This window comes from Sulfurovum lithotrophicum (genome assembly GCF_000987835.1).
GTDB classification, from domain to species: Bacteria; Campylobacterota; Campylobacteria; order Campylobacterales; family Sulfurovaceae; genus Sulfurovum; species Sulfurovum lithotrophicum.
Genome location: NZ_CP011308.1, coordinates 2,150,245 through 2,172,632, shown reverse-complemented (window position 1 = coordinate 2,172,632; position 22,388 = coordinate 2,150,245). Strand labels below are relative to the sequence as shown.

Genomic DNA, 22,388 nt, shown 5'->3' with positions numbered 1-22,388 from the left:
ATCAGGTATAAAGGTATATTATAGTATGATTATTGAAAATTTAGCCGAATTTGCAAGTAAAAAGTTTGGCCAGAATTTTCTGAAAAGTGATTATTACCTTCAGCAAATCATCCAAGCGATGCCCAATGACTGCCTTCGGGTCGCAGAGATCGGGCCTGGCTTAGGTGATTTAACCAAAGAGCTTGTAAAAGCTCGAAATGTCACAGCATTTGAGGTTGATAAAAGATTATGCGAGCATCTTACGTCGGAATTCGAGGAGCCTATCCACAACGGGAGCTTCGAACTGCGCTGCGGGGATGTGCTTGAGCGTTGGGAGTCGGGAAGTTTACTGGATGAGCCTTATCATCTGGTAGCCAACCTGCCCTATTATATCGCGACCAATATCATCTTAAAAGCATTCAAGGATGAACACTGCCGGTCCGTACTGGTCATGGTTCAGAAGGAAGTTGCCGTAAAATTTGCGGCAGAGGCAGGCGAGAAGGCGTTTTCCGCTCTCTCGGTACTGGCCTCGACCGTAGGGAAGGCGACACTCTGTTTCGAGGTTGAGCGCGAAGCATTCGTCCCTCCCCCGAACGTCACTTCCGCCGTGCTTTTAATTGAGAAGAACCGGTCATTTGATGATGAGAAGTTTGAAGCGTTCTTGAAGATCGCTTTTTCGCAGCCGCGAAAAAAACTTTCCAAAAATCTTATGACGGCTTTTCCCAAAGATTTGGTAGAAAAGACTTTCGCAGAACTGGAACTTCCTTCCACGATGCGGCCTCATGAAGCTGGGACATCTATTTATCATCACTTATACAATGAATTAAAGGATAATTTAGATGGAAAACAACAAAACAAACAGCGAAAACTCTCAAAATCAAGGGCCAAAAACAGGGGACAATAAAGCGCAGGAAAACAAACCTCAGCGCAATAGAAGACCCAACCCCCACAGACAGAACAGAACAGAGAGCAGCCAGGGCGAAAATAGACAGGGTAACAATCCCAACAGAAAGCCCAACCAAAACCGTAAACCAAATCCGAACAGACAGCAGAATGCTTCTGAAGGCCAGGGAAACAACCAGAACAGAAGACCAAACCCGAATCAAAAGAATAATCAAAACAGAAAACCCAATAACGGTCAGAATAAAAACAGCAATCAGAACAAGAACAGAAACAAACGCAAGAATGTCACGACAGTAAATGATGCGATGCGTGCTTCCATGGAAGAGAACAGACGTGTCCAGGAAGCCAGAATGGCACCATGGAAGCAGATCGACATCAATTCCAAGGGAAAGGTACGTTTTACACCGCTTGGAGGACTTGGCGAGATCGGCGGGAATATGGCGGTACTTGAAACGGAAAGTACTGCGATCGTCATTGATGTGGGCATGAGTTTCCCAGATGAGACAATGCACGGGGTAGACATCCTGGTACCGGATTTCTCCTATCTGCATGCGATCAAAGACAAGATCAAAGCGATCGTGATCACGCACGGGCACGAAGACCACATCGGTGCAATGCCCTACCTCTTTAAAGAGTTAAAGTTCCCAGTGTACGGTACACCACTGGCTTTGGCGATGATCGAGAACAAGTTCAATGAACATGGGCTCAAAGCAGATGCGAAATACTTCAATTTTGTGACCAAGAGAAAACAGTATACTATCGGTGATATGAAGATCGAGTGGATGCATAATACACACTCAATCATCGATGCCTGTTCTCTGGCAATAGAAACACCGGCAGGTACTTTGATACACACGGCTGACTTCAAAGTAGACCATACGCCTGTGGACGGCTATACAATGGACCTTCAGCGTTATGCCTACTATGGTTCCAAAGGGGTACTCTGCCTCTTCTCGGACTCCACCAACTCACACAACCCCGGATTCACCAAAAGTGAGACAGTGGTCGGTAAAACCTTCGATTCACTCTTCGAAATGGCCAAAGGACGGGTCATCATGTCGACTTTCTCCTCGAATGTCCACCGTATCTTCCAGGCGATGGAACGTGGGGTGAAGCACGGAAGAAAGATCTGTGTGATCGGGCGATCCATGGAGCGAAATGTCGAAACCAACCGTGCACTCGGCTTTGTAGATATTGAGGATAAACATTTCATCGAGGTACATGAAGTACCAAAATATGCAGACCATGAAGTCCTCATCGTTACTACAGGTTCTCAGGGGGAGACCATGGCGGCATTGAATCGTATGGCGACCGATGAACACAGACATATCAAGCTCAAGCCGTCCGATACCGTCATCATCTCCGCTTCGGCTATTCCGGGGAACGAAGCTTCCGTTTCCAAACTGATGAACCTGCTGGTCAAAGCAGGTGTGACGGTACGTTACAGAGAATTTTCCGATATCCATGTCTCCGGACATGCAGCACAGGAGGAGCAGAAACTTATTCTTAGACTGGTACAGCCAAAGTTTTTCCTCCCGGTACACGGTGAGTACAATCACATTGCAAAGCATGCGAAAACTGCGGTAAGCTGTGGTGTGGATGAGAGAAATATCCTTCTCATGAGTGATGGTGACCAGGTCGAGATCACACCAAAGTACCTCAAGAAGGTCAAAACGGTCAAGTCAGGCAAGACTTATATCGACAACCAGAACAATATGACGATCGAGAACGATGTAGTGCTCGACAGACAGAAACTGGCGGAAGACGGTATTGTGACCATTGTGGCGCAGATTGCACAGAGTAACGGAAAAATGGTTGGTAAACCGGTGGTTTATACCCATGGCCTTGTTCCTGACAAAGAAGACAAGAAATTCGCCAAAGAGATCGAACTACTGCTTGAAACAATGCTTCTCAATATGAAAGGAGAAGGCCTGAAGGACCATATCCATGTTGAGAACGAGATCCGTAATGCAGTGCGTAAGCATGTGATCCGCAGCAAAAAGCGCTATCCGCTCATCATCCCTACGGTCTTTATCGTATAATCCTCATTTGTCGGGGTAAGGGGTGCCCCGGCTTACATCTATGGGCACCTCTAATAACCCCAGATGTTCATAACATTACCAGCTTTTGTCTAGACTAGGCACTCTTTTGCAGGCCTAGCCGTAGCTAAGTCAAGAAAGAGTAACAACGTATAGGCGAAAGCTGGAAATGCCCAGAGGGTGGACTTTGCAAACGCAATCTTTCACAAGATGCTTACTTCGTCTTAGCTTTGGCTAGGACTTGAAAGCCTCTTGCAAAATCTTACATTTGCAAAATCCATTATGAGCATCTAGGGTTATTAGATGTGCCCCTATGTTATAATCACAAATACATATCTTAATTTTAAAGCAGAAGCATGGATCTTATTCAAATCGCACAGGAAACATTTCAGACGGAAGCAGAAGCCCTGCTGACCATGACAGAGCGTCTTGACCAGAATTTTTTGGATGTGATAGAGACGATCTTTTCCACCAAAGGCAAGCTGATCGTTACGGGGGTAGGGAAATCCGGTCTTGTCGGTGCCAAAATGGCAGCCACCTTTGCCTCTACGGGTACTTCGAGTTTCTTTTTGCATCCTACTGAAGCCTTGCACGGTGATCTGGGGATGATTGGAAAGGATGACACACTGCTTGCGATCAGCAGCAGCGGAGAAAGTGAAGAATTGACCAAGATACTGCCACATATCAAACGCTTTGAGATACAACTGATCGGCCTGACAGGCAATGCCGATTCGACACTGGCACGTTATGCGGATGTCTGGATCGATATCTCTGTGGAGAAGGAGGCCTGTCCGCTCAATGTAGCCCCGACAACTTCAACAACGCTTACTATGGCTCTCGGAGATGCTCTTGCGGTCGCACTGATGCACAAAAGAGGATTCAGAAAAGAGGATTTTGCCTCATTCCATCCGGGAGGTTCCCTGGGTAAAAGGTTGTTTGTCAAGATCAAAGACCTGATGCGTACGGAAAACCTTCCTGTGATCAAAGAGAATACACCACTCAAAGAGGCCGTAGTGGCTATGAGCGAAGGGAAGCTCGGTACCGTACTCGTTGTAGATGAAAATGATGCTTTCACCGCTTTGCTAAGTGATGGTGATCTCAGGCGTGCCTTGATGCGTGAGGATTTCAGTATGGAGCAGCCTGTTGTTGACTATGCAACGCAACACCCCAAGAGTTACAGCAATACCGAGCTGCTTGCGAGTGAAGCATTGGAAATTATAGAGAATGAACGTATACAGCTTCTGCCGATCACGGATGAAGCCGGAAAGATCATCGGAGTACTGCATATCCATGACCTTGTCAATGCGGGGATCAAAAGCAGATAAACAAGACAGGAACACATATGAGACTGAATAAATACATCGCACACCACACAAAATACTCACGACGTGAGGCCGACAGGCTGATCGAAGAGGGAGAAGTCACGCTGAATAAAAAAGTACTTCGGGATTTTGCCTATGATGTGCAGGAGGGTGACCATATCTATGTCAAAGGCAGACCGGTCAAGCCAAGCAACGAGATAACCGTCATTGTCTATAACAAACCCAAAGGGGTGCTGGTGACTAAAAAGGATGACCGGGGACGTGCAACCATCTACCACAAGCTTCCGGGCAAATTCAGGCATTTTGTGCCTGTAGGAAGGCTGGACTATGCCTCAGAAGGACTTTTGATCCTCACGGACTCTGTAGAAGTTGTTACGGCGCTTATGGATAGCGATCTGGAGCGTACCTACAACCTCAAGATCGATAAACCTGTCACACAGGAGATGGTTGCGGCGATGAACGAGGGGCTGGTCCTGGACGATGCAAGAGCCGGAGGCCATGAAAAAAGTAAAATATACGGTATGGAATTCGCCCCCTTTGCGCACTTCGAGATCCGCTCCGAAGGAAAGAGCTATACCAAGCTCCGTGTAACAATTACGGAAGGAAAAAACCGGGAACTGAGACGATTCTTCGGACACTTTGATGCCAAAGTCCTTGACTTAAAGCGCGTAGCATACGGCGGGATAGAGCTCAACAACCTTCCTACGAACAAAACACGATTCTTTTCACGTAAGGAGTACGATGACCTGCACAAGTTCATGAAGCAGCTCAAGGCGGAAAAGAAAACCGAAGTGAAAAACCGAGCCAATGCCCTCAAGCAGGAAGAAGCCAACAAAAAAGACAAAAAGTCTGCCAAAAAAGACTAAACCATGGTCAATCTTGCGCTCAAATATCGTCCCAAAACACTTGATGAACTGATAGGGCAAAAACATCTTCTTGGTGAAAATGCACCATTGAGAAAACTGATAGAATCAAATGCCCTGCCCCATATTTTTCTCTATGGCCCTCCAGGCTGTGGGAAGACTACCCTCGCACGTATCATCGCGACACAGCTTGGTAGACCTTTTTACGAAATGAATGCCACCACCCTCAAGATTGATGATTTGCGCAAGATATTCAAAGAGTATGCCAATGCTCTGCAGAAACCTCTTATCTTCATCGATGAGGTGCACCGTTTGAGCAAGAATCAGCAGGAGGTATTGCTTCCTTTCATGGAGAATAATGCTGCCCTGGTTATCGGTGCTTCTACGGAGAATCCCTACTATTCCCTGACGGCGGCTATGCGTTCCCGTTCACATCTTTTCGAACTTGAAGCCCTGAAGCAGAAAGAGATGCAGGATTACTTGGCCAAGATCATAGCACTTCAAGCAATGGATGTAGAAGAAGATGCTGTGGAATACCTGGTCTTTTCAAGTGGCGGGGATGTCAGAGCGATGCTGAATCTGCTTGAAAGTGCACAAATGGTTGCCACCCCCGTTACATTGGAAACACTCAAACAAATACGCCCCCACGCCATGCAGGCAGGAAGCAGTGAGAGTGAAAGTCATTATGAACTCACTTCGGCCATGATCAAAAGTATTAGAGGCTCCGATATCGATGCGGCACTCTATTACCTTGCTCGCCTGATAGAGGGAGGGGAGCCCGCAGAGTTCATTGCCAGACGGCTGGCAATACTGGCAAGTGAAGATATAGGCAATGCCAACCCCCCTGCCCTGAATCTCGCCTCATCCACCTTGAATATCGTGAAACACATTGGATATCCTGAAGCGCGTATCTCGCTATCACAACTGGTGATCTACCTGGCCTCCTCGCCCAAGTCGAACAGTGCCTATAAAGCCATCAACAATGCGCAGAAAGTTATAAAGAATGGGGAGATACACCCTATTCCGGATCACATCAAGACCCATGCAAAAAGTTATCTCTATCCGCATAATTTCGGGGGGTGGGTTGCGCAGAAGTACCTGTCTGTCCCGATGTATTTCTATGAAACAGAACAGATCGGGTTTGAAAAGACACTTTTTGAATGGCATGAGAAGATTGTCAAGGGCTGATGCCCTTCTTGTTTTAGATAAAAAAGATTATTTGAATGATGCAAGAGCAGCTTTAGCCTGCTCAGTGGTTAGTTCCCCTGCAAAGAATTTGGTCTCGACATCATCCACATGTTTCAGGAGTCTACTTTTAATGGGTTCACCATGGACACGATTCTTGATGAAATCTTTCATCAGTGAGAAATCCGGGTAAAGATCAAGGAACTCCTCTTTCAGTGAGCCTTCGTTCCAGGCACCAATCTGTGTAGCGGTATCCACTCCTTCCACATTAAGTACGGCACGTCCCACGCTGTCCATGCCTTTATAGGTATCATATTTGTGTTCCTGCTCATAGGTATTGTTCCTAAAACGCTCATCCTCTTCCTGAATACCCCCGACAAAGTGGGTGATAAAGTAAAGAAAGGCCAACCCAATTGCAAGAAATACTAAAAAACTCTTATCCATTCTATTATCCTATTGATGATCTCTATGATATTATTATACAATGATTTTTAGAAATTAGGTAGGCTGAAAAGGTTTTAGAAGATTCTGGTTAAATGTGTTTTTTAGATTTTTGTAGATGGTGCGGATGAGAGGACTCGAACTTATTATCCTATTATATTTTTTAATTCTTATAATGCCAAAAACCCCTTGTATACGGTATTTATTGTTTTTGTTAATTCCTTTTAATGTATAATAATTCCAATGACTTGTGTTACCCACAGTGTAACCCATTGAATTATCTATAAAGGGCGGTGTACTTATGGCTATTAAACTTAGTGAGTTTAGAAAAAGTACCTATAAAGCAGGTGGAAAAGTAATAGAAGTACCAAATCTGTATGAGAGCATCAAAACAGACCCAAAAAAAGGGCGTAAATATCTTGCAAGATTTAGGATAGATGAGAAGATTTATACTAAGATATTAGGCTATTCTAAGAAGAATGGTACAGTCATACTAAGCCCCAAAGATGCAGGAAAGCTACTTAATGCTTACAAGGAAGATTTAGAAGCAGGTTACACCTCAACCGACAAAGTTACTTTAGACAAACTCTTTGATCTCTACTTTGAAACTCTGGACACTTCCAAGCAATGGACACACAAAAAGAAATACATTTACGATCATTATATTGGAGCGTCCAAAAATGATGATAGTACGCCAAAGAAAATTACAAGAAAGCCTACAGAAGAAGAACAAAAAAGACAAAGAATATTTGATAAAAAGAAAATAGGAAAAAAGAAAATCGAGAAAATAAGAGAAATGGACATACAAGCCATTCTCAATGAATTAGCCAAACAAGGACTAAGCCCACGAACTCGAAAGAGTGTTATGGAAGTAATTAATCCTCTTTTTAAATTTGCAGTCACAAACAAGTATTTAAGCGATAATCCCTCTTTAGGTATAACGGTAAAAGTTCCAAGCCAAAAGAAGATAGTCACCAACGCTACAGACCTCTTTAAAAAGGTGTATGCAGGGATTAACGCCTATTATCATGATAACCCCTACTACAGGGCTTTATTTCTCTTTGGCTTCACTGGTAGGCGTAAGGGAGAGATACTCTCTCTTAAATGGGAGAACATAGACTTTACACATAACTACTACTGGATAGAAGATACCAAAACAGACGATCAACAAAAGTATCAGTTACCGCCCTACCTCATAGAGCCATTACAAGCCATTAAAGATGATAGAAAAGGCTTAGTATTCAAGAGTCCAGTAACGGGTAAAAAGATTGTAAACATTGATAGGCAGATGCGACAGCTCAAAAAATTTCTGGAGCTTGATACTCTCTCTATGCACTACATGAGAAATATCTTAGTATCTGCACTTGCAGAGCAAGGCATAGAAGCCATTACCCTAAGTGGCATACTGGGGCATAAAGACCCGAACACGATAAACAAGTACCTCAGCATCAATCATCATAAAAGTAGCCAAATTGGGCTTATTAAGGTTGATGAAATTATAGAGGAGGAGATCATAGAATGATTTATTTAGGGGGGTACAAAATATCAAATATTTTTAGAAGATAGAGAAATCATATTATCAGAAAATGATATACAGACTATTATTGAAGAATATTGTACGTTGGATGATTGTACAAGGTTTGTATTAAATCCAATTTCTTCAATAGATCCAGCAGATACTAAAAAAAACTCTATTTCAAAGAGTTGTAAAGGTAAAAAAAATAATATAAAAAAACATGCCCAAAATAAAAGAGCCTATACACCACAAACTAAAATATTAAAATTATTCAAAGAGTATTATTCAATAAATAAAACAAAAATAGAAGTCTTTAGGCAAATATCAAAAGAGTTAAACATAAGCGTTAAAGCAGTTGAAAAAGCATACTATAAAAAATCCTAATTTTTTTAACTTTCTTCATTATTCTACACCCTACTTTTAACCTATTTTATAGATGGAATTTACACGTATTAATCTATTGTAGAATACTAATAGGAAGCATTAAGGAAGAAGATCAATCCTTATAGAGATGTTTCTAGCTATCTCTAACAAGATAGTGCCTCGAGGTTATCTTACCAATAAGGTAACAATAATGGAAACATCAAAATTATGGCTAACGCCAACAGAATTACAGGCAGAATTTAAGATAAGTAAAAGTAGCCAAGCGAAGTATCGGATGCTTAAAAAAATTCCATTTTCTAAAATAGGAGCAAAGTATATCAGGTACAACCGTGATGATATTCACCAATGGCTGAATGAGCATAAAGTTGAGGTGGCATCATGAATGCATCTTCACACAAATACAACCTCTTAAAAAAGTTATATGATACGGGGCTGAAACTCACAGCTACAGACTTTAGCCACGTTTCAAATGCAAACCAATACTTTGTGGAGCTTGAATATCAAGATTTGATTACAAGTGAATGGGGCAGGAAAGGCAAAGCGAAAGTAAAGCTTAGATTTATCGCAGATCATCAACGGGAACGGGCAAAAAAATACCTTGATAATATGGGTGTGAAGTCCAAATAAGATGAGGTACAAGAGAGCCAACATTGACTCTCTAAACCTATCAAGTGAAGCTATGGAAGCACTCTTTATACATCATGAAGATTATAGCATAGAAACAGTCAAGAGTAAAAGTGTATTTAAGCCTAAAGTGTGGAGTAGTGCCTTTGGTAAATCTTTGAAACGAAGTATCATTGAAGCCAAGATCATACATACACACTTAGGCTTGACTCTTCCTCTGAAAACCTTTGCAGTCACCCCCAAGAGTCAAACGGTGGAGTTTGCAGGATTTCACGGCTACAATGAGAGATCAGAGCATCTTATGCAGCACTTGCAGGAGTTGAAGAGTCAATTATTGAACGTAAGAGTTACGAGGATAGACATAGCCATTGATTATGAGGGCAAGATACCCAAGAGAGTTATGGACACGATAAAAAAGTACAGACCAAGAACATATGATGGTGTAGACCATGAGCTTAACACAACTTACTACAAAACACCCAAAGAGAAAAAGGTCAATCAGAAGATGGATATTAAAATCTACAATAAGCAAGTACAGGCAGGATTAGATTATCCACTTTATAGACTGGAGTTTGTCTTTAAGGGTAGCTACTTCAAAAAGTTACTTTTCAAGGACATTGAAACAGCATATCAGAAGATGGAAAAGTCTATTAAAAAAGCTACTGGTTTAAGTGTGAAAATACAGTCTATTTAATCCTTATAGGTTAATACTACTAAAAAATCACACAAAACCTCATCTAAGCACGGTGAGAGCGTCAGTATCTCACTTTGCTATTAATTCACTTTTTAAGGCATAAAATGAAAGCAAAAACACGACATAAAACACAAGTCACAGAAGAGATAATCTCACAAGTGCAGGAACTGGCAAAACAAGGATTTAACAATATTTTGATTAGTCAATCCTTGAACATAGCCACACAGACACTCTCTACAAATAAAGAGCTAAAAGAAGCTATTCATAGAGGAAAGCTAGAACTGTCAAAAAAGGTTACATCGTCCATACTTGAAAGTTTAGAGAGTAACCCTACTAATCAACAGTTATTAGTCAAAAGATTATGTTTATTTACTCCACTTGTGGACATCAAGAAACCAACCACAGCAAAAGAAGCTTTAGACAATTTGGCAACCGCTACTAAACAATATGCAGATGGTGCAATCAATGAAAGTCAATTAAGAACGATAGAAGCAGTTAGTAACTCATACACAAAAGCCTATGAAGTCACAGAACTTGAAGATCGTATTATTAAATTAGAGGAGAAGTTTAAATGAAAAAACAGATTGAACGATTAGAAACCCTTGAGATAAAAGCAGCCAAAACCGAAGCACCTAAGATATTGGTAGCAACATTAAGAGGCGGTGCATACTTCTTGAAAGATGATGCAACGCCTTACAATAAAGAAGAGTTACTCATTAAAACAAATAATGAAGTACTTATACTTTCAGATAACAGTAGTGATGATCTTGATATGGTAAAAATTCAAATTGTTCCGGAGGTAAAAGAAATTATTGAAGAGTTTATTAGAGAGCTTTAATAGAGAGTATTAATAAAAAAAGCCAATAATATGCCATTTTTAAAATAAGTAGTGTTACCTTTAGTGTTACCCAACAGTTTTAAAAGTTGATTAAATGCCTTGTATAAGGGCTTTGTAGATGGTGCGGATGAGAGGACTCGAACCTCCACGCCGTAAAGCACCAGATCCTAAGTCTGGCGTGTATACCAATTTCACCACATCCGCACAAATAACCTAACAAAAATAAGGTGGTACACCCGTCAGGATTCGAACCTGAGACCGCCCGCTTAGAAGGCGGGTGCTCTATCCAGCTGAGCTACGAGTGCATGTATAAGTATAATAAAATTAAAAAAAGTGGTACGCCAGAGAGGACTCGAACCCCTAACCCTCAGATCCGAAGTCTGATGCTCTATCCAATTGAGCTACTAGCGCTTCACTGGTAGAAAGGTTTTCTCTTCATTACCAATATGGGGTGGACGACGGGGCTCGAACCCGCGACAACCTGTGCCACAAACAGGTGCTCTACCAACTGAACTACGTCCACCATACAATTGTTTTATTATACTATCGATTTTAAATATCTAAATGGTCGGAGTGAAAGGACTCGAACCTTCGACCCCCTGGTCCCAAACCAGGTGCGCTACCAGACTGCGCTACACTCCGTTACCTCAAATCTAAGAAGATCAGATTTAAAAAGGACTGCAATTATAGTCAAAAGGTTTCGATTTGTCAATAGATTTTGCAAAAAAATGTAAAAAAACCAAAATATAGGCTACTTTATGCCGGAAAGTGTATAATAATCCATTACAGTTTGGGGAGAATTATTTATGGACAGTATCTTTGATCAGATCAATAGTATTCTGGCATCCGTCTTCTTTTTTGATATATTTTTCGGGCAGGTTGAAGGTACAAGTATGCCTTTCATCGTTGCCTGGCTGGTAGTAGGAGGGGTGTTTCTTACCTTCCGCTTCGGTTTCATCAATGTCCGAATGTTCTCCCATGCTTTCAAGATCATCACCGGACAGTACCGTACCGCAGATGATGTGGGAGAGATCACCCCTTTCCAGTCTCTCACAACGGCACTCTCCGCAACCGTAGGGCTTGGTAACATTGCCGGTGTTGCCATCGCGATTGCCGTGGGAGGGCCGGGGGCTACTTTCTGGATGATCTTAGCAGGTTTTTTCGGTATGACCCTGAAGTTTACGGAAGTCACACTGGCCCAGATCTACCGGGAGAAGCGGCCTGATGGGCGTATCATGGGAGGTGCGATGCAGTACCTTTCCAAAGGTTTGGCTTCCAAAGGGCATGCAAAATTGGGGAAAGTCCTGGCAGTTCTATTCGCCATTCTTGCCATAGGGGGAAGCCTGGGGGCGGGGAATGCTTTCCAGACTTCTCAGGCTATGGGTGTATTGACGGACCGTGTGCCGTTCTTCGCTTCCTATCCTATTGTATTCGGTCTCATCATGGCAGCCATTGTCGGTTTTGTTATTATCGGGGGGATCAAACGTATCGCGAGTACGGCTGAAAAGATCGTTCCGCTCATGGTGTTGATCTATCTGGCAGCATCACTGTGGATCCTGGTGGCGAATGCTTCAGCCGTGCCTACGGCCATTGTGACCATTTTTCATGAAGCCTTCACTCCTACTGCCGCTGTGGGAGGTATGATAGGTGTACTGGTCCAGGGCTTCAAGCGTGCCGCCTTCTCGAGTGAGGCAGGTATCGGTTCAGCTGCCATCGTCCACTCTACGGCGTCGGTAAAGTATCCCGTCAGACAGGGGATGGTCGCACTGTATGAACCTTTCATCGATACGATCGTTATCTGTACGATGACAGCACTGGTCATCGTGACCACAGGAGTATATGACCCTTCCGGAGAATTTGCCAACCTGGTAGCTGCGAAGCAGGGCGCTGCCTTGACGGCGGCGGCTTACGGTACAGTGATCTCATGGTTCCCTGTGATCCTCTCTTTTTCTATTATCCTTTTTGCTTTCTCTACGATGATCTCCTGGTCTTACTATGGTGAACGTTCATGGACCTATCTGTTTGGAGAGAAGTACACACTGGTCTACAAACTGATCTTTATTGCCTTTACTGTCATGGCATCGGTTACCAGTGCTTCGGCGATGCTGGAGTTCTCCGACCTGCTTATTTTGACGATGTCCCTGCCGAACATCATCGGGCTCTATATACTGCAGGGAGAGGTCAAGGCAAACCTGAATGCTTATCTGGCAAAATGGAAGAATGGGGAACTGGACAGGGAAGCGATACGAAAGTAGGGTGCGTAAACACGTACCTTCTTCCAGCACCCTTTCGGAAAAATGATATTACATGCAAATTTTGATTATGTGGTGCGTGTTTACGCACCCTACGCGAGAAAACGTGATTTAAACTAAATCTACACCCTTCTCACCGGCGGCCAACGCCCCGATAACATACCCGTCCGTATGGGCAAGTACGGCATCTACCTCTTCGGGCTCTACGACCCATACCATACCCACTCCCATATTGAAGGCTCTGAACATTTCATCTTCATCCACATACTGGCCCATGAACTCAAAGATCGGTAGGATACGGATGGAGTCTTTGTCAACGACGGCTCTGATGCCTTCGGGAAGCACTCTTGGAAGGTTCTCTATGATCCCTCCGCCGGTAATGTGTGCCAGCGCCTTGATATGTGCTTTGTTGGCTTTGTACTCTTTAACATAGATGCGTGTTGGTTCAAGTAGTGTTTCAAGCAGAGGTTTTCCGTCAAACTCCGTCTCTAGACCCATCCCGAGCTTGTCGAAGAAAAGTTTTCTTACCAGTGAGTATCCGTTGGAGTGTACCCCTGAGCTTGGCATGGCGATGAGTATCTGCCCCTCTTTTACATTGGCGACAGTATCCATTTCGGAACGCTCTGCGATCCCAACGGCAAAACCGGCAAGGTCAAAGTCGTCATCGGAGTACATTCCCGGCATTTCAGCTGTTTCCCCGCCTACGAGGGCGCATTCGCTTCTGCGGCACCCTTCGGCGATACCTGCTACGACATCTTTGGCATTTTCAGGCAGGAGTTTGCCTGTGGCATAGTAGTCGAGGAAGAACATCGGTACACCGTTGTTACAGATGAGGTCATTGACGCACATGGCGACCAGGTCGATCCCCACAGTATCGAGCTTGCCGCTCTCAATGGCGATCTTCAGTTTGGTTCCCACGCCATCGGTAGCCGAGAGGATCACCGGCTCCCTGTAGCCCGAGGGCAGGGCATAGGCACCGGCGAACGAGCCGATCCCGCCAATGACATTGCTGTCAAAAGTCGATTTCACATCGGCTTTGATTGCCTCTACGAACTCATTTCCCGCATCGATATCGACACCGGCATCTTTATAGGATATGTTTGACATGATTGTTCCTTTGTTTCTTTTCACTCACAGGGAGGAAAGATCTTTTTTAAAATTTTAAGCCCTGGACAAAAGCCGGTCAGTCCAGCTATAACCAGCATCACCATCATTGCTACTTGAAGTAAAAAAGCGATTTGAAGCATGCTTCTTTCTCCACCTTGTATGCCCAGTGCAGCAAACAGCAGTACAAAACCCAATATGCTCGCTTGAATTAAACGTTGTAACCTTTCAGCACATAACATCTGATATCCTTGTGAAAAATTACGCGTATTATATCTAATCTTAGCTGTTTAACTTACGTCCGAGTTTGGCTTCCACCGAACCGACTTTTTTGTTCAGTCTGCCGACCGGTCCCTCTCTCCAGTCGATCTTGATGGAGGAATAGATACGCCCGCAATCTTTCTGCAGCTCTTCATAGGCGGTATTGATCACGGCAAGGACCTTTTCGACCGTTTCTCCTTCGATGATGGTTCCCATAGGGGTGAGCTGATATTCCAGCCCGCTTTTGTCCACGATGTCCAGAACTCTTGCGACGAAGGCACTTTTGCTTTGTGTTTGTTCTGTGGGGAACATTGAAAATTCAACCAGTGCTGACATGTTAATCCTTGATAGTATGATTTGGGATATAATATCGTATGAATAATGAAGAATTGATAATCATCGGGGCAGGGGCGGCAGGGTTATGTGCTGCCATCGTGTCGGCAAGGGCAGGGCGGCAAGTTCTCCTGCTGGAACAGAACAGTAAAGCAGGAAAGAAAATACTGGTATCGGGTAACGGGAAGTGTAATATCACCAACCGGTATATTTCCACACAGCGTTTTCATTCAGAAAACCCTGATTTTATTGAAAAAGTATTGGAGGGGTATGCGTTTGAAAAAGTTGAAAACTTTTTCAAATCCATCGGGCTTGAACTTATTGAGAAGAAAGAGGGGAAAATATTCCCGATGTCCCTGCAGGCTTCTTCCGTGGTCGATTTACTGGTGTACGAGGCCCAAAGAGTAGGGGTGGAGATATACTGCGACTGTAAAGTGAAACACATTTCAAAAGAGGATGATATTTTTGTGCTCGATACTGCACAGGGAGAAAAACGGTCTACCCGGCTTCTGATCACTTCGGGTTCTCCTGCCGCACCACAGCTTGGAGGGAACGACTCGGGATATATTTTTGCTACGGCAATGGGACATACGCTTATACCCAGGCACCCTTCACTGGTACAGCTCTGTTCGGAAGAGAGCTGGGTCAAAGTATGTGCAGGGGTCAAGGTTACCGGTGTAGCCAGACTCTATGCCAACGGAGAGTACATTACGGAAAAAGAGGGAGATCTTCTTTTTACCAATTACGGCATCAGCGGACTGGCCATACTCGACCTGAGCCGTGAAGTGAGTATACGGCTGGCATCATTCGATTATTGTGAACTCAGTCTTGACCTGATGCCGAAACTCAGCAAAGAGAAGCTGACGAACCTCCTGCTTTCCCGCATACAGAAAGAAAGTGAAAAACCTATTGAATTATGGCTGCTGGGAATACTTAACAAGAAACTTATCAGGATCGTTTTGGAGCAGTCCAAATGCAGAAGCAGGGTAGAGTCAGATCTTAACAGAAAAGAGATCAATAAGCTCGTTCACAGTATCAAGAACCTCAAACTCAGCATCAATGATACCAAAGGCTTCAAGGGTGCTGAGGTTTCAACCGGTGGTATTGATACCTCCGAAGTGGATTTGCAGACCATGGAATCAAAGCTTGTGCCAAACCTCTATTTTGCCGGAGAAGTACTCGATGTGGACGGAGACAGGGGAGGGTTCAACTTTCACTGGGCGTGGATAACCGGTTTGCGGGTAGGAGAAGCAATTAAAAATTAGAAATTAAAATTTAAAAGAGATTTTTTTATAGAAGGAATAGTCTTTTAGTTGGCTGTAGATTTGGTCTGATGGAGTATGCGTAGAGAGGGAGCTTACATGTAGTAAGTGACCGAAAGGAGCAGGCTCCATCCGATCAAAGATATAGGGAAATAGAAGAACTATTTTGCGTTCTTTTTGTCTCTGGCTGCTCTTTTTCTAACAACTGGATCAAGAGATTTCTTACGGATCCTGATGCTCTCAGGTGTGATCTCGATCAATTCATCATCCTCGATCCACTCCATGGCATTCTCAAGTGTGATCTGTCTTGGCGGGACCAGTTTAATAGCATCGTCGGCACCGGAGGTTCTCATATTGGTCAGTTGTTTTCCTTTGAGCGGGTTCACGTCGAGGTCTCCCGGTCTTGCGGATTCACCGATGACCATACCGGAGTAGACTTTGTCCTGCGGTTTGATAAAGAGGGTACCACGTGCCTGAAGGTTGAAGATGGAAAAGGCAACAGCCTCACCGTTATCCATGGAGACAAGCGCGCCCGGTGTACGGCTGACCACTGTACCGCTGTACGGTCTGTACTCGATGAAGGAGTGGTTCATGATCCCTTCACCCTTCGTATCGGTCAGGAATTCCGAACGGAAACCGATGAGGCCGCGGGCAGGAATTTCGAACTCGATCCTTACGGTACCGTCAGGCATAGGTGTCAATGATGTCATCTCCGCTTTTCTTTTCCCAAGTTTTTCAATGGCAACTCCCTGGAACTCTTCAGGTACGTCAACTACGAGGTGCTCGAACGGCTCCATTTTGACTCCATTCTCTTCTTTGACGACGACTTCGGGGCGGGCAAGCAGGAATTCGAAACCTTCTCTTCTCATGTTCTCCGCCAAAATACCGATCTGAAGTTCACCACGTCCTGACACTTTGAAAGAGGCGTCTCCCATTGGCTCCATACGCATGGCGATGTTTGTTTCCATCTCTTTTTCAAGTCTTTCCTGGATCTTGTTGGATGTGACATGTTTGCCTTCCGTACCGGCTAAAGGTCCATCGTTGACCGACATAATGACTGAAAGTGTAGGCTCTTCGACATGCATCGGATCCAAAGCGACAGGGTTGACAGGGTCACAGATGGAGTCACCGACATCAATGTCACTGAAGCCTGCAATGGCAACAATATCTCCTGCTTCGGCTTCATCGATGTCTATTCTTTCAAGCCCTATGAATCCGATCAGTTTACTGACGCGTGATTTTGTTTTCTCTCCGGAAGCTTTGACTAGAACGTACTCGTCTCCCTTTTTTATTTTTCCGTTAAATATACGGGTAATACCGATACGCCCTACAAAGTTGTCGTTATCCAGGGTAAAGACCTGTGCCTGTGTATCGGTATCGGGAGATCCCTGTGGGTAAGGCACTTTTTCAAGAATGGCTTCAAAAAGCGGTGTCATATCTTTATTTTCGTCTTCAAGATTCCACTTCGCATATCCGTCTCTTGCCGCAGCGTACAGTACAGGGAATTCAAGCTGCTCTTCGTTGGCATCAAGTGCCACAAGAAGGTCGAACATCTCATCGAGTACTCTGTCTGGTTCCGCACCGTCCTTGTCGATCTTATTGATGACAACGACAGGGATCAGACCAAGCTCGATCGCTTTTTTAAGCACGAATTTTGTCTGTGGCATTACCCCTTCCTGTGCATCAACGAGCATCAGAACCCCGTCAACCATCTTGAGTACACGCTCGACCTCGCCGCCAAAGTCGGCGTGGCCCGGGGTGTCGATGATGTTGATCTTGTGATCACCATAAGTAATGGCAGTATTCTTTGAAAGGATCGTGATCCCTCTCTCTTTTTCGATATCGTTGGAGTCCATAGCTCTCTCTTCGATCTGCTGGTGTGCTTCGAATGTTCCCGACTGCTGAAGCAGTTCATCAACAAGTGTTGTTTTACCGTGGTCAACGTGTGCGATAACCGCGATATTCTTGATTTTTTGCATAAAAGTATCCTAAAAGTGGGTAAGTGCCCAAACTATATTTTCGCGCATTATATCCAAAAATTACTATAGTGTAGATTTTGTGGAAATGATCCAGCCAGTGAGAGGATCAAAGAGGGGGAAATAATTTTTGTTAAAGAGGAAGAGGGTGGTTATCCATCCTCTTCTCGGAACTTAGGATGCCACTCTTCGTGCCAGCTTGAAACGCTGACTGTAAAATGGTTTATTCAAACTGGTAATGATGACTTTTTTCTTTGCCGAACTGGCATGAATGAATTTGTTGTTACCGATGTAGATACCTACATGGTTCACATACCCTTTACGTCTCTTGGAAGTATCGAAGAAGATAAGGTCTCCGGGTTTGAGGTTCTTTCTGCTTACATATTTGCCATACTTGGACTGTTCGATAGCCCTTCTTGGTATTTTGATGCCGTTCTTTTTGCAGACATAAGAGGTAAGGCCTGAACAGTCAAAGGTATTTTTCTGACCTGTAGCCCCCCAGACATATCTTCTGCCCAGTTTCTTTTTAGCGAGTTTTATGAGTTTTTTGCCTTTGACACTCGAATCATATTTGCCGAAAAGTATATCAGACAGAGCAAACTTATTTGATTTTTTAACTTTAGAGACCTTCTTTGACTTGATGTTTTTAAGTGCCTGGGCCAGTCTCTTTTCAGTGTGATGTTTTGATGCTTTATGCGTTTTGATGGAATGTTTTTTGCTCTTTTTAGCAAGAGTAGTGGTTTTTTTCTTTATTTTGGGAGTTGTTGGAACTTTGATCGTTTTACCAACTTTTAGAACAGTTCCTTTTTTAAGATGATTGATCTCTCTGAGTTTTGCGATCGTAATATGGTTTTTGTGTGCGATCGAGTAAAGTGTGTCACCTTTCTTGATCTTGTGTGTCACTGTTTTTGTTGCAGCACTTAGAGACGCTGTACCCAAGGTAAACATCAGTAGCAGGGTAGAAATTCTTTTCAATAAATCCTCCTCATTTATCAAGATCGTATTCTTCAGTACTGTTTATACTAAAAAATATATCTTGAATTGTAGCTATATTTAATGAATGAAAAATAAACACAGTTTTAAAAAACTCTTAAATAAAAACTATACAGCTTTCATTGTCTGCATAATATGGTCTGCCACACGAAAAGCATTGGCATAAATGGTCCATGTGTAGGGGACAGAACCTCCTGTCGGCATGAAGGAAGCATCGGCGACATACAGGTTTTTGATATCATGCATCCGGCATTGGGCATTCAGTACGGATGATTTTGGGTCATTGCCAAAGCGGCATCCGCCTGCGACCAGATTCTGCGGCGGTACTGCTGAAACGGAAGAGTAAATATTTTTGGCCCCCATCTCTTCGAGGACCTTTTCACATTTTTTAGCAATGTATCTGCCCACTTTCAGATCATGAGGATGACCCTCTACACGTAACTTTCCTACCGGCATACCGTACTTGTCTTTATGGATAGGATCGAGTGAGACGAAACAATTATCGTTGGGAAGCCAGTCATTGAATACTTCAAAACGGATACTTTTACTCTGGGTGAAGCGTTTGAGCAGTTTTTCTCCCAGTACTTTTCCCCATACCATTTTCCCACCTTCTTCATTATTTTTCCTGGCACGGGAGATGATATTTTGATGTTCAAACATGAATTCCACAGAACCTCCCTTGAATTTTCCGTCCCACCAGTGGTCAACAAAATACCAATCAAGGATGGAGCGGTTGACAAAGTATCCTGTCTGCATCAGTTCGTCAAATGTTATCTCTTTGAGAGAATCCTTATGTAGTTCTCCCTGACCTGATCCTCCCGCAGAAAAAATAAGGTTTTTGCCCAACTCTCCACTGCTGTTGCCCAATCCGTTGGGGTAAAGCTCATTGGCAGAGTTAAGAAGCAGACGTGCACTCTCATGAGCCTGTGCTGCGACCACGAAGAGTCTGGCCGATATTCTGCGCTCTTTGCCGGTGATCGTATCTATAACGACAGCATACTCCACTTTGTCTTTTTTGCCAGCATGTAGCTTTTTGACATAGGTATGGCTCATTAATGTCAGGTTCCCCGTTGCCAATGCCGGTTTCAGTAGGGCTTCACGGGAACTTCCTTTGGCACCCGAACTGCATCCGTAGCTGCCGCAAAAATTGGAGTAGTAACATGCGTTCCGGTTCCCTTTGTCTATTGAGAGGACTGCGCGGGGTGTGACAAGAGACTTGATGTTAAGTGTGTTACAGCTTTTATCTAGTAAATTTACCACGGCATTCTCTTTCGTAGGAGGCTGGGCGAAGTTCTTGATACTGCGTGGCGGTTCGAATGGATGGGGCTCATAGTGCCCTGATATACCGATGATCTCTTCCGCTTTGGCATAATAGGGTTCAAGATCCTCATAGGAGATAGGCCAGTCTACAATATTGGCACCTTTAATGGGCCCATATTTGCTCTTGAGACGGAAATCATCAGGATGCATGCGGTGCAGCATACCGCTCATCAGATTGGAGGATCCGCCAACGATATTCCCGTTCCAGAAACTCCATCCCGACTCGTAGGTGGGGGTAGCGATCCATTTCCCGTCTACCTTCTCTTCGATAGTATGGTACTCGTCAAAGAGGCTGGGTGTGACGATATCTCTGCGTACATAGGCAATCTCATCTTTGGAGAACTCATCTCGGTTGATAAGCCTTCCTTTTTCCAGGACGGCAACCTTGTACCCGGCTTTGCAAAGCGTATAGGCTACTGCCCCGCCACTGGCACCTGAACCCACGATCACTATATCGAATGTCTGCTCTTTCATAGGCCTATATACCTTTGTTTAGGTCTTGGCTGTCCGCCAAATGCCTGTAATGCTCCCCATCCGGATTCCTTCACGTTGGATCCGTAGATGGGATCGCCGAACATGCCTTCCATCGTAAGCGTCATGATGCGGGAGAGCCAGTTGCTGCCATAGATGCTCTCTTCATAGGCACGTAGCGCTTTTTCCTTCTCTTTATTAGTCATGGTGGTAAACTTTCCTTTTTCTCTCGACTGCAGCTCTCTGGCGCCCTCGATGACAAAGGCCCTGATATCTTTGTCATAGGTTCTATGCGAGACGGTTTCAAAAAGAAACTGTGTTACATGCATCTCTTTAGCGGAGGGAAGTTGGCTTCCCTCGGGGAACATATGTTCCTGCACGGCCGATATGACTGCTTCAACCTCTTTGAATTCATGCATGAACTGATCGGCTGTTTTGGCTTTCAGTATGGAAGAGAGGCCCAGGAGTGATCCCAATATCAAAAAATTTCTTCGTTGCATTTTATCTGTCACTTTCATAATATAAGTATACGCTATTGTAGTGGGTCAATGTGTACTCAAAGTGCAGAGGGGCCCTAAAAAAGAGTACACAGACCCTACACGGCAAACAGATTATACTTCGAACTGTCTAAAGGATATCAATCCAAATCGAAAGGAGACAGTATGAAAAAGATTCTATTTGGTCCATTGATCGGCTTGTCGCTGATCACCTTGAGCGGATGTACAGATGCAAAAGATGCAGAAATGGCCAGCAGTGCCCAATCTGGGAAATACCAGGGTGACAAGACCATAGCTAAAAAATGCGGTGATGCCAAAGCAGCATCCAAAAAATGTGGTAGTTAAAAGGAATATCCCAGGAGATGAACTATGTTAAAGAACATTTATCCTATTGCAAAAAATATTTTGAGTCATGGGCAAAGCCTCTCTTTGCTTCTGGCAAGACTGGCAGTGGCATATGGGTTCTATGAACCGGCGATGCAGAAATGGTCGGATATAGGGGCGATCGCGACATGGTTCGGTTCCATGGGCATCCCTTTTCCTACTCTGAACGCCTATATGGCGGCAACGACAGAGATCACGGGAGTGGTACTGCTGACACTGGGTCTTTTTACCCGTTTCATCTCACTTCCTCTAATGGTCGTCATGGTTGTTGCGATAACGACCGTACATTTGGCACACGGATTCTCGGCAGGGGACAACGGTTTTGAAATACCGATGTATTATATGCTGTTCCTTGCCATCTTTGCTTCTTTCGGAGCCGGAAAATTCAGTTTGGATCACCTTATATTCGGTGATGAACAATAAAAACAGACATAAAAGGAAATATTATGAAACAATTACTTAAAGCAGGTATGATTATCACAGTAGCGGCAGCACTCTCTTTGACTATGGCAAACGCAAAATGCGGAGGCGACAAAAAAGAGGCACCCAAGACCATGAAATGTCAGGCAGGTAAATGTCAGAGTGGTAAATGTGATTCAGGTAAAACCGGCATGAAAAAGAAAGCGGATGAGAATAAATCGGCCACCACAAAAGCAGCCGGGAAATGCGGCCAGGGCAAATGCGGCGGCGGAAAATAGCTTCTCCGTCTAAAACTTCCTTCCCCATGCAGTATCTTCTTGAATGAGA

Annotated in this window: 25 protein-coding genes and 5 tRNA genes; 17 read left to right on the top strand and 13 right to left on the bottom strand. The window is 44.1% G+C overall.

Going from position 1 to position 22,388, the window contains the following annotated elements:
* The first annotated feature begins 25 nt into the window (after nucleotides 1–25).
* The 5 genes from rsmA (at nucleotide 26) to YH65_RS10835 (ending at nucleotide 6,294) form a co-directional block, all read left to right on the top strand.
* The gene (rsmA, locus tag YH65_RS10855; RefSeq protein WP_046551878.1) at nucleotides 26–883 is read left to right on the top strand and encodes a 16S rRNA (adenine(1518)-N(6)/adenine(1519)-N(6))-dimethyltransferase RsmA; all 858 of its coding nucleotides are present in this window, start codon (nucleotides 26–28) and stop codon (nucleotides 881–883) included.
* Nucleotides 819–2,924 (top strand): ribonuclease J, encoded by a 2,106-nt coding sequence (locus YH65_RS10850; RefSeq protein ID WP_046551877.1) that lies wholly within the window; start codon nucleotides 819–821, stop codon nucleotides 2,922–2,924. Before rsmA ends, YH65_RS10850 begins: the two co-directional genes overlap by 65 nt.
* A 353-nt stretch (nucleotides 2,925–3,277) precedes the next feature.
* Nucleotides 3,278–4,246: a KpsF/GutQ family sugar-phosphate isomerase gene (locus YH65_RS10845; RefSeq protein ID WP_046551876.1), complete on the top strand. Its 969-nt coding sequence runs from the start codon at nucleotides 3,278–3,280 to the stop codon at nucleotides 4,244–4,246.
* Nucleotides 4,247–4,263: 17 nt separating this feature from the next.
* Complete coding sequence (locus tag YH65_RS10840; RefSeq protein WP_046551875.1) at nucleotides 4,264–5,109, top strand: pseudouridine synthase; 846 nt, start codon at nucleotides 4,264–4,266, stop codon at nucleotides 5,107–5,109.
* A 3-nt stretch (nucleotides 5,110–5,112) separates the two neighbouring features.
* Nucleotides 5,113–6,294, top strand: coding sequence for a replication-associated recombination protein A (locus tag YH65_RS10835; RefSeq protein WP_046551874.1), 1,182 nt, complete (start codon nucleotides 5,113–5,115; stop codon nucleotides 6,292–6,294).
* A 27-nt stretch (nucleotides 6,295–6,321) separates the two neighbouring features.
* On the opposite strand, the gene YH65_RS10830 is transcribed toward YH65_RS10835, so the two are convergent.
* Entirely contained in the window at nucleotides 6,322–6,735 is a 414-nt protein-coding gene (locus YH65_RS10830) for a hypothetical protein (protein ID WP_046551873.1), read from the bottom strand.
* Between the two features lie 298 nt (nucleotides 6,736–7,033).
* Between YH65_RS10830 and YH65_RS10825 the strand changes: the two genes are divergently transcribed.
* The 7 genes from YH65_RS10825 (at nucleotide 7,034) to YH65_RS10795 (ending at nucleotide 10,788) form a co-directional block, all read left to right on the top strand.
* Nucleotides 7,034–8,254, top strand: coding sequence for a tyrosine-type recombinase/integrase (locus YH65_RS10825; RefSeq protein WP_046551872.1), 1,221 nt, complete (start codon nucleotides 7,034–7,036; stop codon nucleotides 8,252–8,254).
* A gap of 99 nt (nucleotides 8,255–8,353) precedes the next feature.
* Nucleotides 8,354–8,632, top strand: a complete 279-nt coding sequence (locus YH65_RS10820; protein WP_046551871.1) for a hypothetical protein — start codon at nucleotides 8,354–8,356, stop codon at nucleotides 8,630–8,632.
* Nucleotides 8,633–8,822: 190 nt separating this feature from the next.
* Complete coding sequence (locus YH65_RS10815) at nucleotides 8,823–9,014, top strand: helix-turn-helix domain-containing protein (RefSeq protein WP_169745676.1); 192 nt, start codon at nucleotides 8,823–8,825, stop codon at nucleotides 9,012–9,014.
* On the top strand, nucleotides 9,011–9,259 hold the full coding sequence (locus YH65_RS10810; protein WP_046551869.1) for a hypothetical protein: 249 nt from the start codon (nucleotides 9,011–9,013) through the stop codon (nucleotides 9,257–9,259). Before YH65_RS10815 ends, YH65_RS10810 begins: the two co-directional genes overlap by 4 nt.
* Before the next feature lie 52 nt (nucleotides 9,260–9,311).
* On the top strand, nucleotides 9,312–9,950 hold the full coding sequence (locus tag YH65_RS10805) for a hypothetical protein (RefSeq protein WP_154806499.1): 639 nt from the start codon (nucleotides 9,312–9,314) through the stop codon (nucleotides 9,948–9,950).
* 104 nt (nucleotides 9,951–10,054) lie between these two features.
* Nucleotides 10,055–10,525: a hypothetical protein gene (locus YH65_RS10800; protein WP_046551867.1), complete on the top strand. Its 471-nt coding sequence runs from the start codon at nucleotides 10,055–10,057 to the stop codon at nucleotides 10,523–10,525.
* Nucleotides 10,522–10,788: a hypothetical protein gene (locus YH65_RS10795; RefSeq protein WP_046551866.1), complete on the top strand. Its 267-nt coding sequence runs from the start codon at nucleotides 10,522–10,524 to the stop codon at nucleotides 10,786–10,788. The genes YH65_RS10800 and YH65_RS10795 overlap by 4 nt, the downstream gene beginning before the upstream one ends.
* Before the next feature lie 119 nt (nucleotides 10,789–10,907).
* Here YH65_RS10795 and YH65_RS10790 read toward each other — a convergent pair.
* The 5 genes from YH65_RS10790 to YH65_RS10770 form a co-directional block, all read right to left on the bottom strand.
* Nucleotides 10,908–10,992 (bottom strand) — tRNA-Leu (locus tag YH65_RS10790).
* Between the two features lie 24 nt (nucleotides 10,993–11,016).
* Nucleotides 11,017–11,093 (bottom strand) — tRNA-Arg (locus YH65_RS10785).
* Nucleotides 11,094–11,122: 29 nt separating this feature from the next.
* Nucleotides 11,123–11,199, bottom strand: a tRNA-Arg gene (locus YH65_RS10780).
* A 36-nt stretch (nucleotides 11,200–11,235) separates the two neighbouring features.
* Nucleotides 11,236–11,311: transfer RNA gene (locus tag YH65_RS10775), tRNA-His, on the bottom strand.
* Between the two features lie 42 nt (nucleotides 11,312–11,353).
* Nucleotides 11,354–11,430: transfer RNA gene (locus YH65_RS10770), tRNA-Pro, on the bottom strand.
* 164 nt (nucleotides 11,431–11,594) lie between these two features.
* Here YH65_RS10770 and YH65_RS10765 point away from each other — a divergent pair.
* Nucleotides 11,595–13,043 carry an alanine/glycine:cation symporter family protein gene (locus tag YH65_RS10765; protein WP_084722072.1) on the top strand — a complete coding sequence of 483 codons (1,449 nt, stop codon included), beginning with the start codon at nucleotides 11,595–11,597 and terminating at the stop codon, nucleotides 13,041–13,043.
* 108 nt (nucleotides 13,044–13,151) lie between these two features.
* Here the strand turns inward: YH65_RS10765 and purM are convergent, their stop codons facing one another.
* Genes purM through YH65_RS10750 form a run of 3 tightly spaced genes read right to left on the bottom strand, consistent with a single transcriptional unit; the run spans nucleotide 13,152 to nucleotide 14,741 of the window.
* Nucleotides 13,152–14,147, bottom strand: coding sequence for a phosphoribosylformylglycinamidine cyclo-ligase (gene purM, locus YH65_RS10760; RefSeq protein WP_046551864.1), 996 nt, complete (start codon nucleotides 14,145–14,147; stop codon nucleotides 13,152–13,154).
* A gap of 20 nt (nucleotides 14,148–14,167) precedes the next feature.
* A complete protein-coding gene (locus YH65_RS10755; protein ID WP_046551863.1) occupies nucleotides 14,168–14,386 on the bottom strand; it encodes a YgaP-like transmembrane domain in 219 nt (72 codons plus the stop codon).
* A 40-nt stretch (nucleotides 14,387–14,426) separates the two neighbouring features.
* A complete protein-coding gene (locus YH65_RS10750; protein ID WP_046551862.1) occupies nucleotides 14,427–14,741 on the bottom strand; it encodes an MTH1187 family thiamine-binding protein in 315 nt (104 codons plus the stop codon).
* A 38-nt stretch (nucleotides 14,742–14,779) separates the two neighbouring features.
* Here YH65_RS10750 and YH65_RS10745 point away from each other — a divergent pair, with 38 nt between their 5' ends.
* Entirely contained in the window at nucleotides 14,780–16,003 is a 1,224-nt protein-coding gene (locus YH65_RS10745) for a BaiN/RdsA family NAD(P)/FAD-dependent oxidoreductase (RefSeq protein WP_046551861.1), read from the top strand.
* 158 nt (nucleotides 16,004–16,161) lie between these two features.
* Here YH65_RS10745 and typA read toward each other — a convergent pair whose 3' ends face one another.
* From typA to YH65_RS10725, 4 genes are all read right to left on the bottom strand, one after another.
* The gene (gene typA / locus YH65_RS10740) at nucleotides 16,162–17,979 is read right to left on the bottom strand and encodes a translational GTPase TypA (protein WP_046551860.1); all 1,818 of its coding nucleotides are present in this window, start codon (nucleotides 17,977–17,979) and stop codon (nucleotides 16,162–16,164) included.
* A gap of 171 nt (nucleotides 17,980–18,150) precedes the next feature.
* Nucleotides 18,151–18,951, bottom strand: a complete 801-nt coding sequence (locus tag YH65_RS10735; RefSeq protein ID WP_052746185.1) for a C40 family peptidase — start codon at nucleotides 18,949–18,951, stop codon at nucleotides 18,151–18,153.
* 126 nt (nucleotides 18,952–19,077) lie between these two features.
* Nucleotides 19,078–20,763 (bottom strand): GMC family oxidoreductase, encoded by a 1,686-nt coding sequence (locus YH65_RS10730; protein ID WP_046551859.1) that lies wholly within the window; start codon nucleotides 20,761–20,763, stop codon nucleotides 19,078–19,080.
* A complete protein-coding gene (locus YH65_RS10725) occupies nucleotides 20,760–21,260 on the bottom strand; it encodes a gluconate 2-dehydrogenase subunit 3 family protein (RefSeq protein WP_046551858.1) in 501 nt (166 codons plus the stop codon). The genes YH65_RS10730 and YH65_RS10725 overlap by 4 nt, the downstream gene beginning before the upstream one ends.
* A 162-nt stretch (nucleotides 21,261–21,422) precedes the next feature.
* Between YH65_RS10725 and YH65_RS10720 the strand changes: the two genes are divergently transcribed.
* Genes YH65_RS10720 through YH65_RS10710 form a run of 3 tightly spaced genes read left to right on the top strand, consistent with a single transcriptional unit; the run spans nucleotide 21,423 to nucleotide 22,339 of the window.
* Nucleotides 21,423–21,602, top strand: coding sequence for a hypothetical protein (locus YH65_RS10720; RefSeq protein ID WP_046551857.1), 180 nt, complete (start codon nucleotides 21,423–21,425; stop codon nucleotides 21,600–21,602).
* A 24-nt stretch (nucleotides 21,603–21,626) separates the two neighbouring features.
* Entirely contained in the window at nucleotides 21,627–22,064 is a 438-nt protein-coding gene (locus YH65_RS10715) for an HvfX family Cu-binding RiPP maturation protein (RefSeq protein ID WP_046551856.1), read from the top strand.
* Between the two features lie 23 nt (nucleotides 22,065–22,087).
* Complete coding sequence (locus YH65_RS10710) at nucleotides 22,088–22,339, top strand: hypothetical protein (protein WP_046551855.1); 252 nt, start codon at nucleotides 22,088–22,090, stop codon at nucleotides 22,337–22,339.
* Nucleotides 22,340–22,388: the final 49 nt, after the last annotated feature.

Excerpts from the sequence above, each read along its gene's own strand:
- rsmA (WP_046551878.1), top strand. The coding sequence starts at position 26 with ATGATTATTGAAAATTTAGCCGAATTTGCAAGTAAAAAGTTTGGCCAG.
- YH65_RS10850 (WP_046551877.1), top strand. The coding sequence starts at position 819 with ATGGAAAACAACAAAACAAACAGCGAAAACTCTCAAAATCAAGGGCCA.
- YH65_RS10845 (WP_046551876.1), top strand. The coding sequence starts at position 3,278 with ATGGATCTTATTCAAATCGCACAGGAAACATTTCAGACGGAAGCAGAA.
- YH65_RS10840 (WP_046551875.1), top strand. The coding sequence starts at position 4,264 with ATGAGACTGAATAAATACATCGCACACCACACAAAATACTCACGACGT.
- YH65_RS10835 (WP_046551874.1), top strand. The coding sequence starts at position 5,113 with ATGGTCAATCTTGCGCTCAAATATCGTCCCAAAACACTTGATGAACTG.
- YH65_RS10830 (WP_046551873.1), bottom strand. The coding sequence starts at position 6,735 with ATGGATAAGAGTTTTTTAGTATTTCTTGCAATTGGGTTGGCCTTTCTT.
- YH65_RS10825 (WP_046551872.1), top strand. The coding sequence starts at position 7,034 with ATGGCTATTAAACTTAGTGAGTTTAGAAAAAGTACCTATAAAGCAGGT.
- YH65_RS10815 (WP_169745676.1), top strand. The coding sequence starts at position 8,823 with ATGGAAACATCAAAATTATGGCTAACGCCAACAGAATTACAGGCAGAA.
- YH65_RS10810 (WP_046551869.1), top strand. The coding sequence starts at position 9,011 with ATGAATGCATCTTCACACAAATACAACCTCTTAAAAAAGTTATATGAT.
- YH65_RS10805 (WP_154806499.1), top strand. The coding sequence starts at position 9,312 with ATGGAAGCACTCTTTATACATCATGAAGATTATAGCATAGAAACAGTC.
- YH65_RS10800 (WP_046551867.1), top strand. The coding sequence starts at position 10,055 with ATGAAAGCAAAAACACGACATAAAACACAAGTCACAGAAGAGATAATC.
- YH65_RS10795 (WP_046551866.1), top strand. The coding sequence starts at position 10,522 with ATGAAAAAACAGATTGAACGATTAGAAACCCTTGAGATAAAAGCAGCC.
- YH65_RS10765 (WP_084722072.1), top strand. The coding sequence starts at position 11,595 with ATGGACAGTATCTTTGATCAGATCAATAGTATTCTGGCATCCGTCTTC.
- purM (WP_046551864.1), bottom strand. The coding sequence starts at position 14,147 with ATGTCAAACATATCCTATAAAGATGCCGGTGTCGATATCGATGCGGGA.
- YH65_RS10755 (WP_046551863.1), bottom strand. The coding sequence starts at position 14,386 with ATGTTATGTGCTGAAAGGTTACAACGTTTAATTCAAGCGAGCATATTG.
- YH65_RS10750 (WP_046551862.1), bottom strand. The coding sequence starts at position 14,741 with ATGTCAGCACTGGTTGAATTTTCAATGTTCCCCACAGAACAAACACAA.
- YH65_RS10745 (WP_046551861.1), top strand. The coding sequence starts at position 14,780 with ATGAATAATGAAGAATTGATAATCATCGGGGCAGGGGCGGCAGGGTTA.
- typA (WP_046551860.1), bottom strand. The coding sequence starts at position 17,979 with ATGCAAAAAATCAAGAATATCGCGGTTATCGCACACGTTGACCACGGT.
- YH65_RS10730 (WP_046551859.1), bottom strand. The coding sequence starts at position 20,763 with ATGAAAGAGCAGACATTCGATATAGTGATCGTGGGTTCAGGTGCCAGT.
- YH65_RS10725 (WP_046551858.1), bottom strand. The coding sequence starts at position 21,260 with ATGCAACGAAGAAATTTTTTGATATTGGGATCACTCCTGGGCCTCTCT.
- YH65_RS10720 (WP_046551857.1), top strand. The coding sequence starts at position 21,423 with ATGAAAAAGATTCTATTTGGTCCATTGATCGGCTTGTCGCTGATCACC.
- YH65_RS10715 (WP_046551856.1), top strand. The coding sequence starts at position 21,627 with ATGTTAAAGAACATTTATCCTATTGCAAAAAATATTTTGAGTCATGGG.
- YH65_RS10710 (WP_046551855.1), top strand. The coding sequence starts at position 22,088 with ATGAAACAATTACTTAAAGCAGGTATGATTATCACAGTAGCGGCAGCA.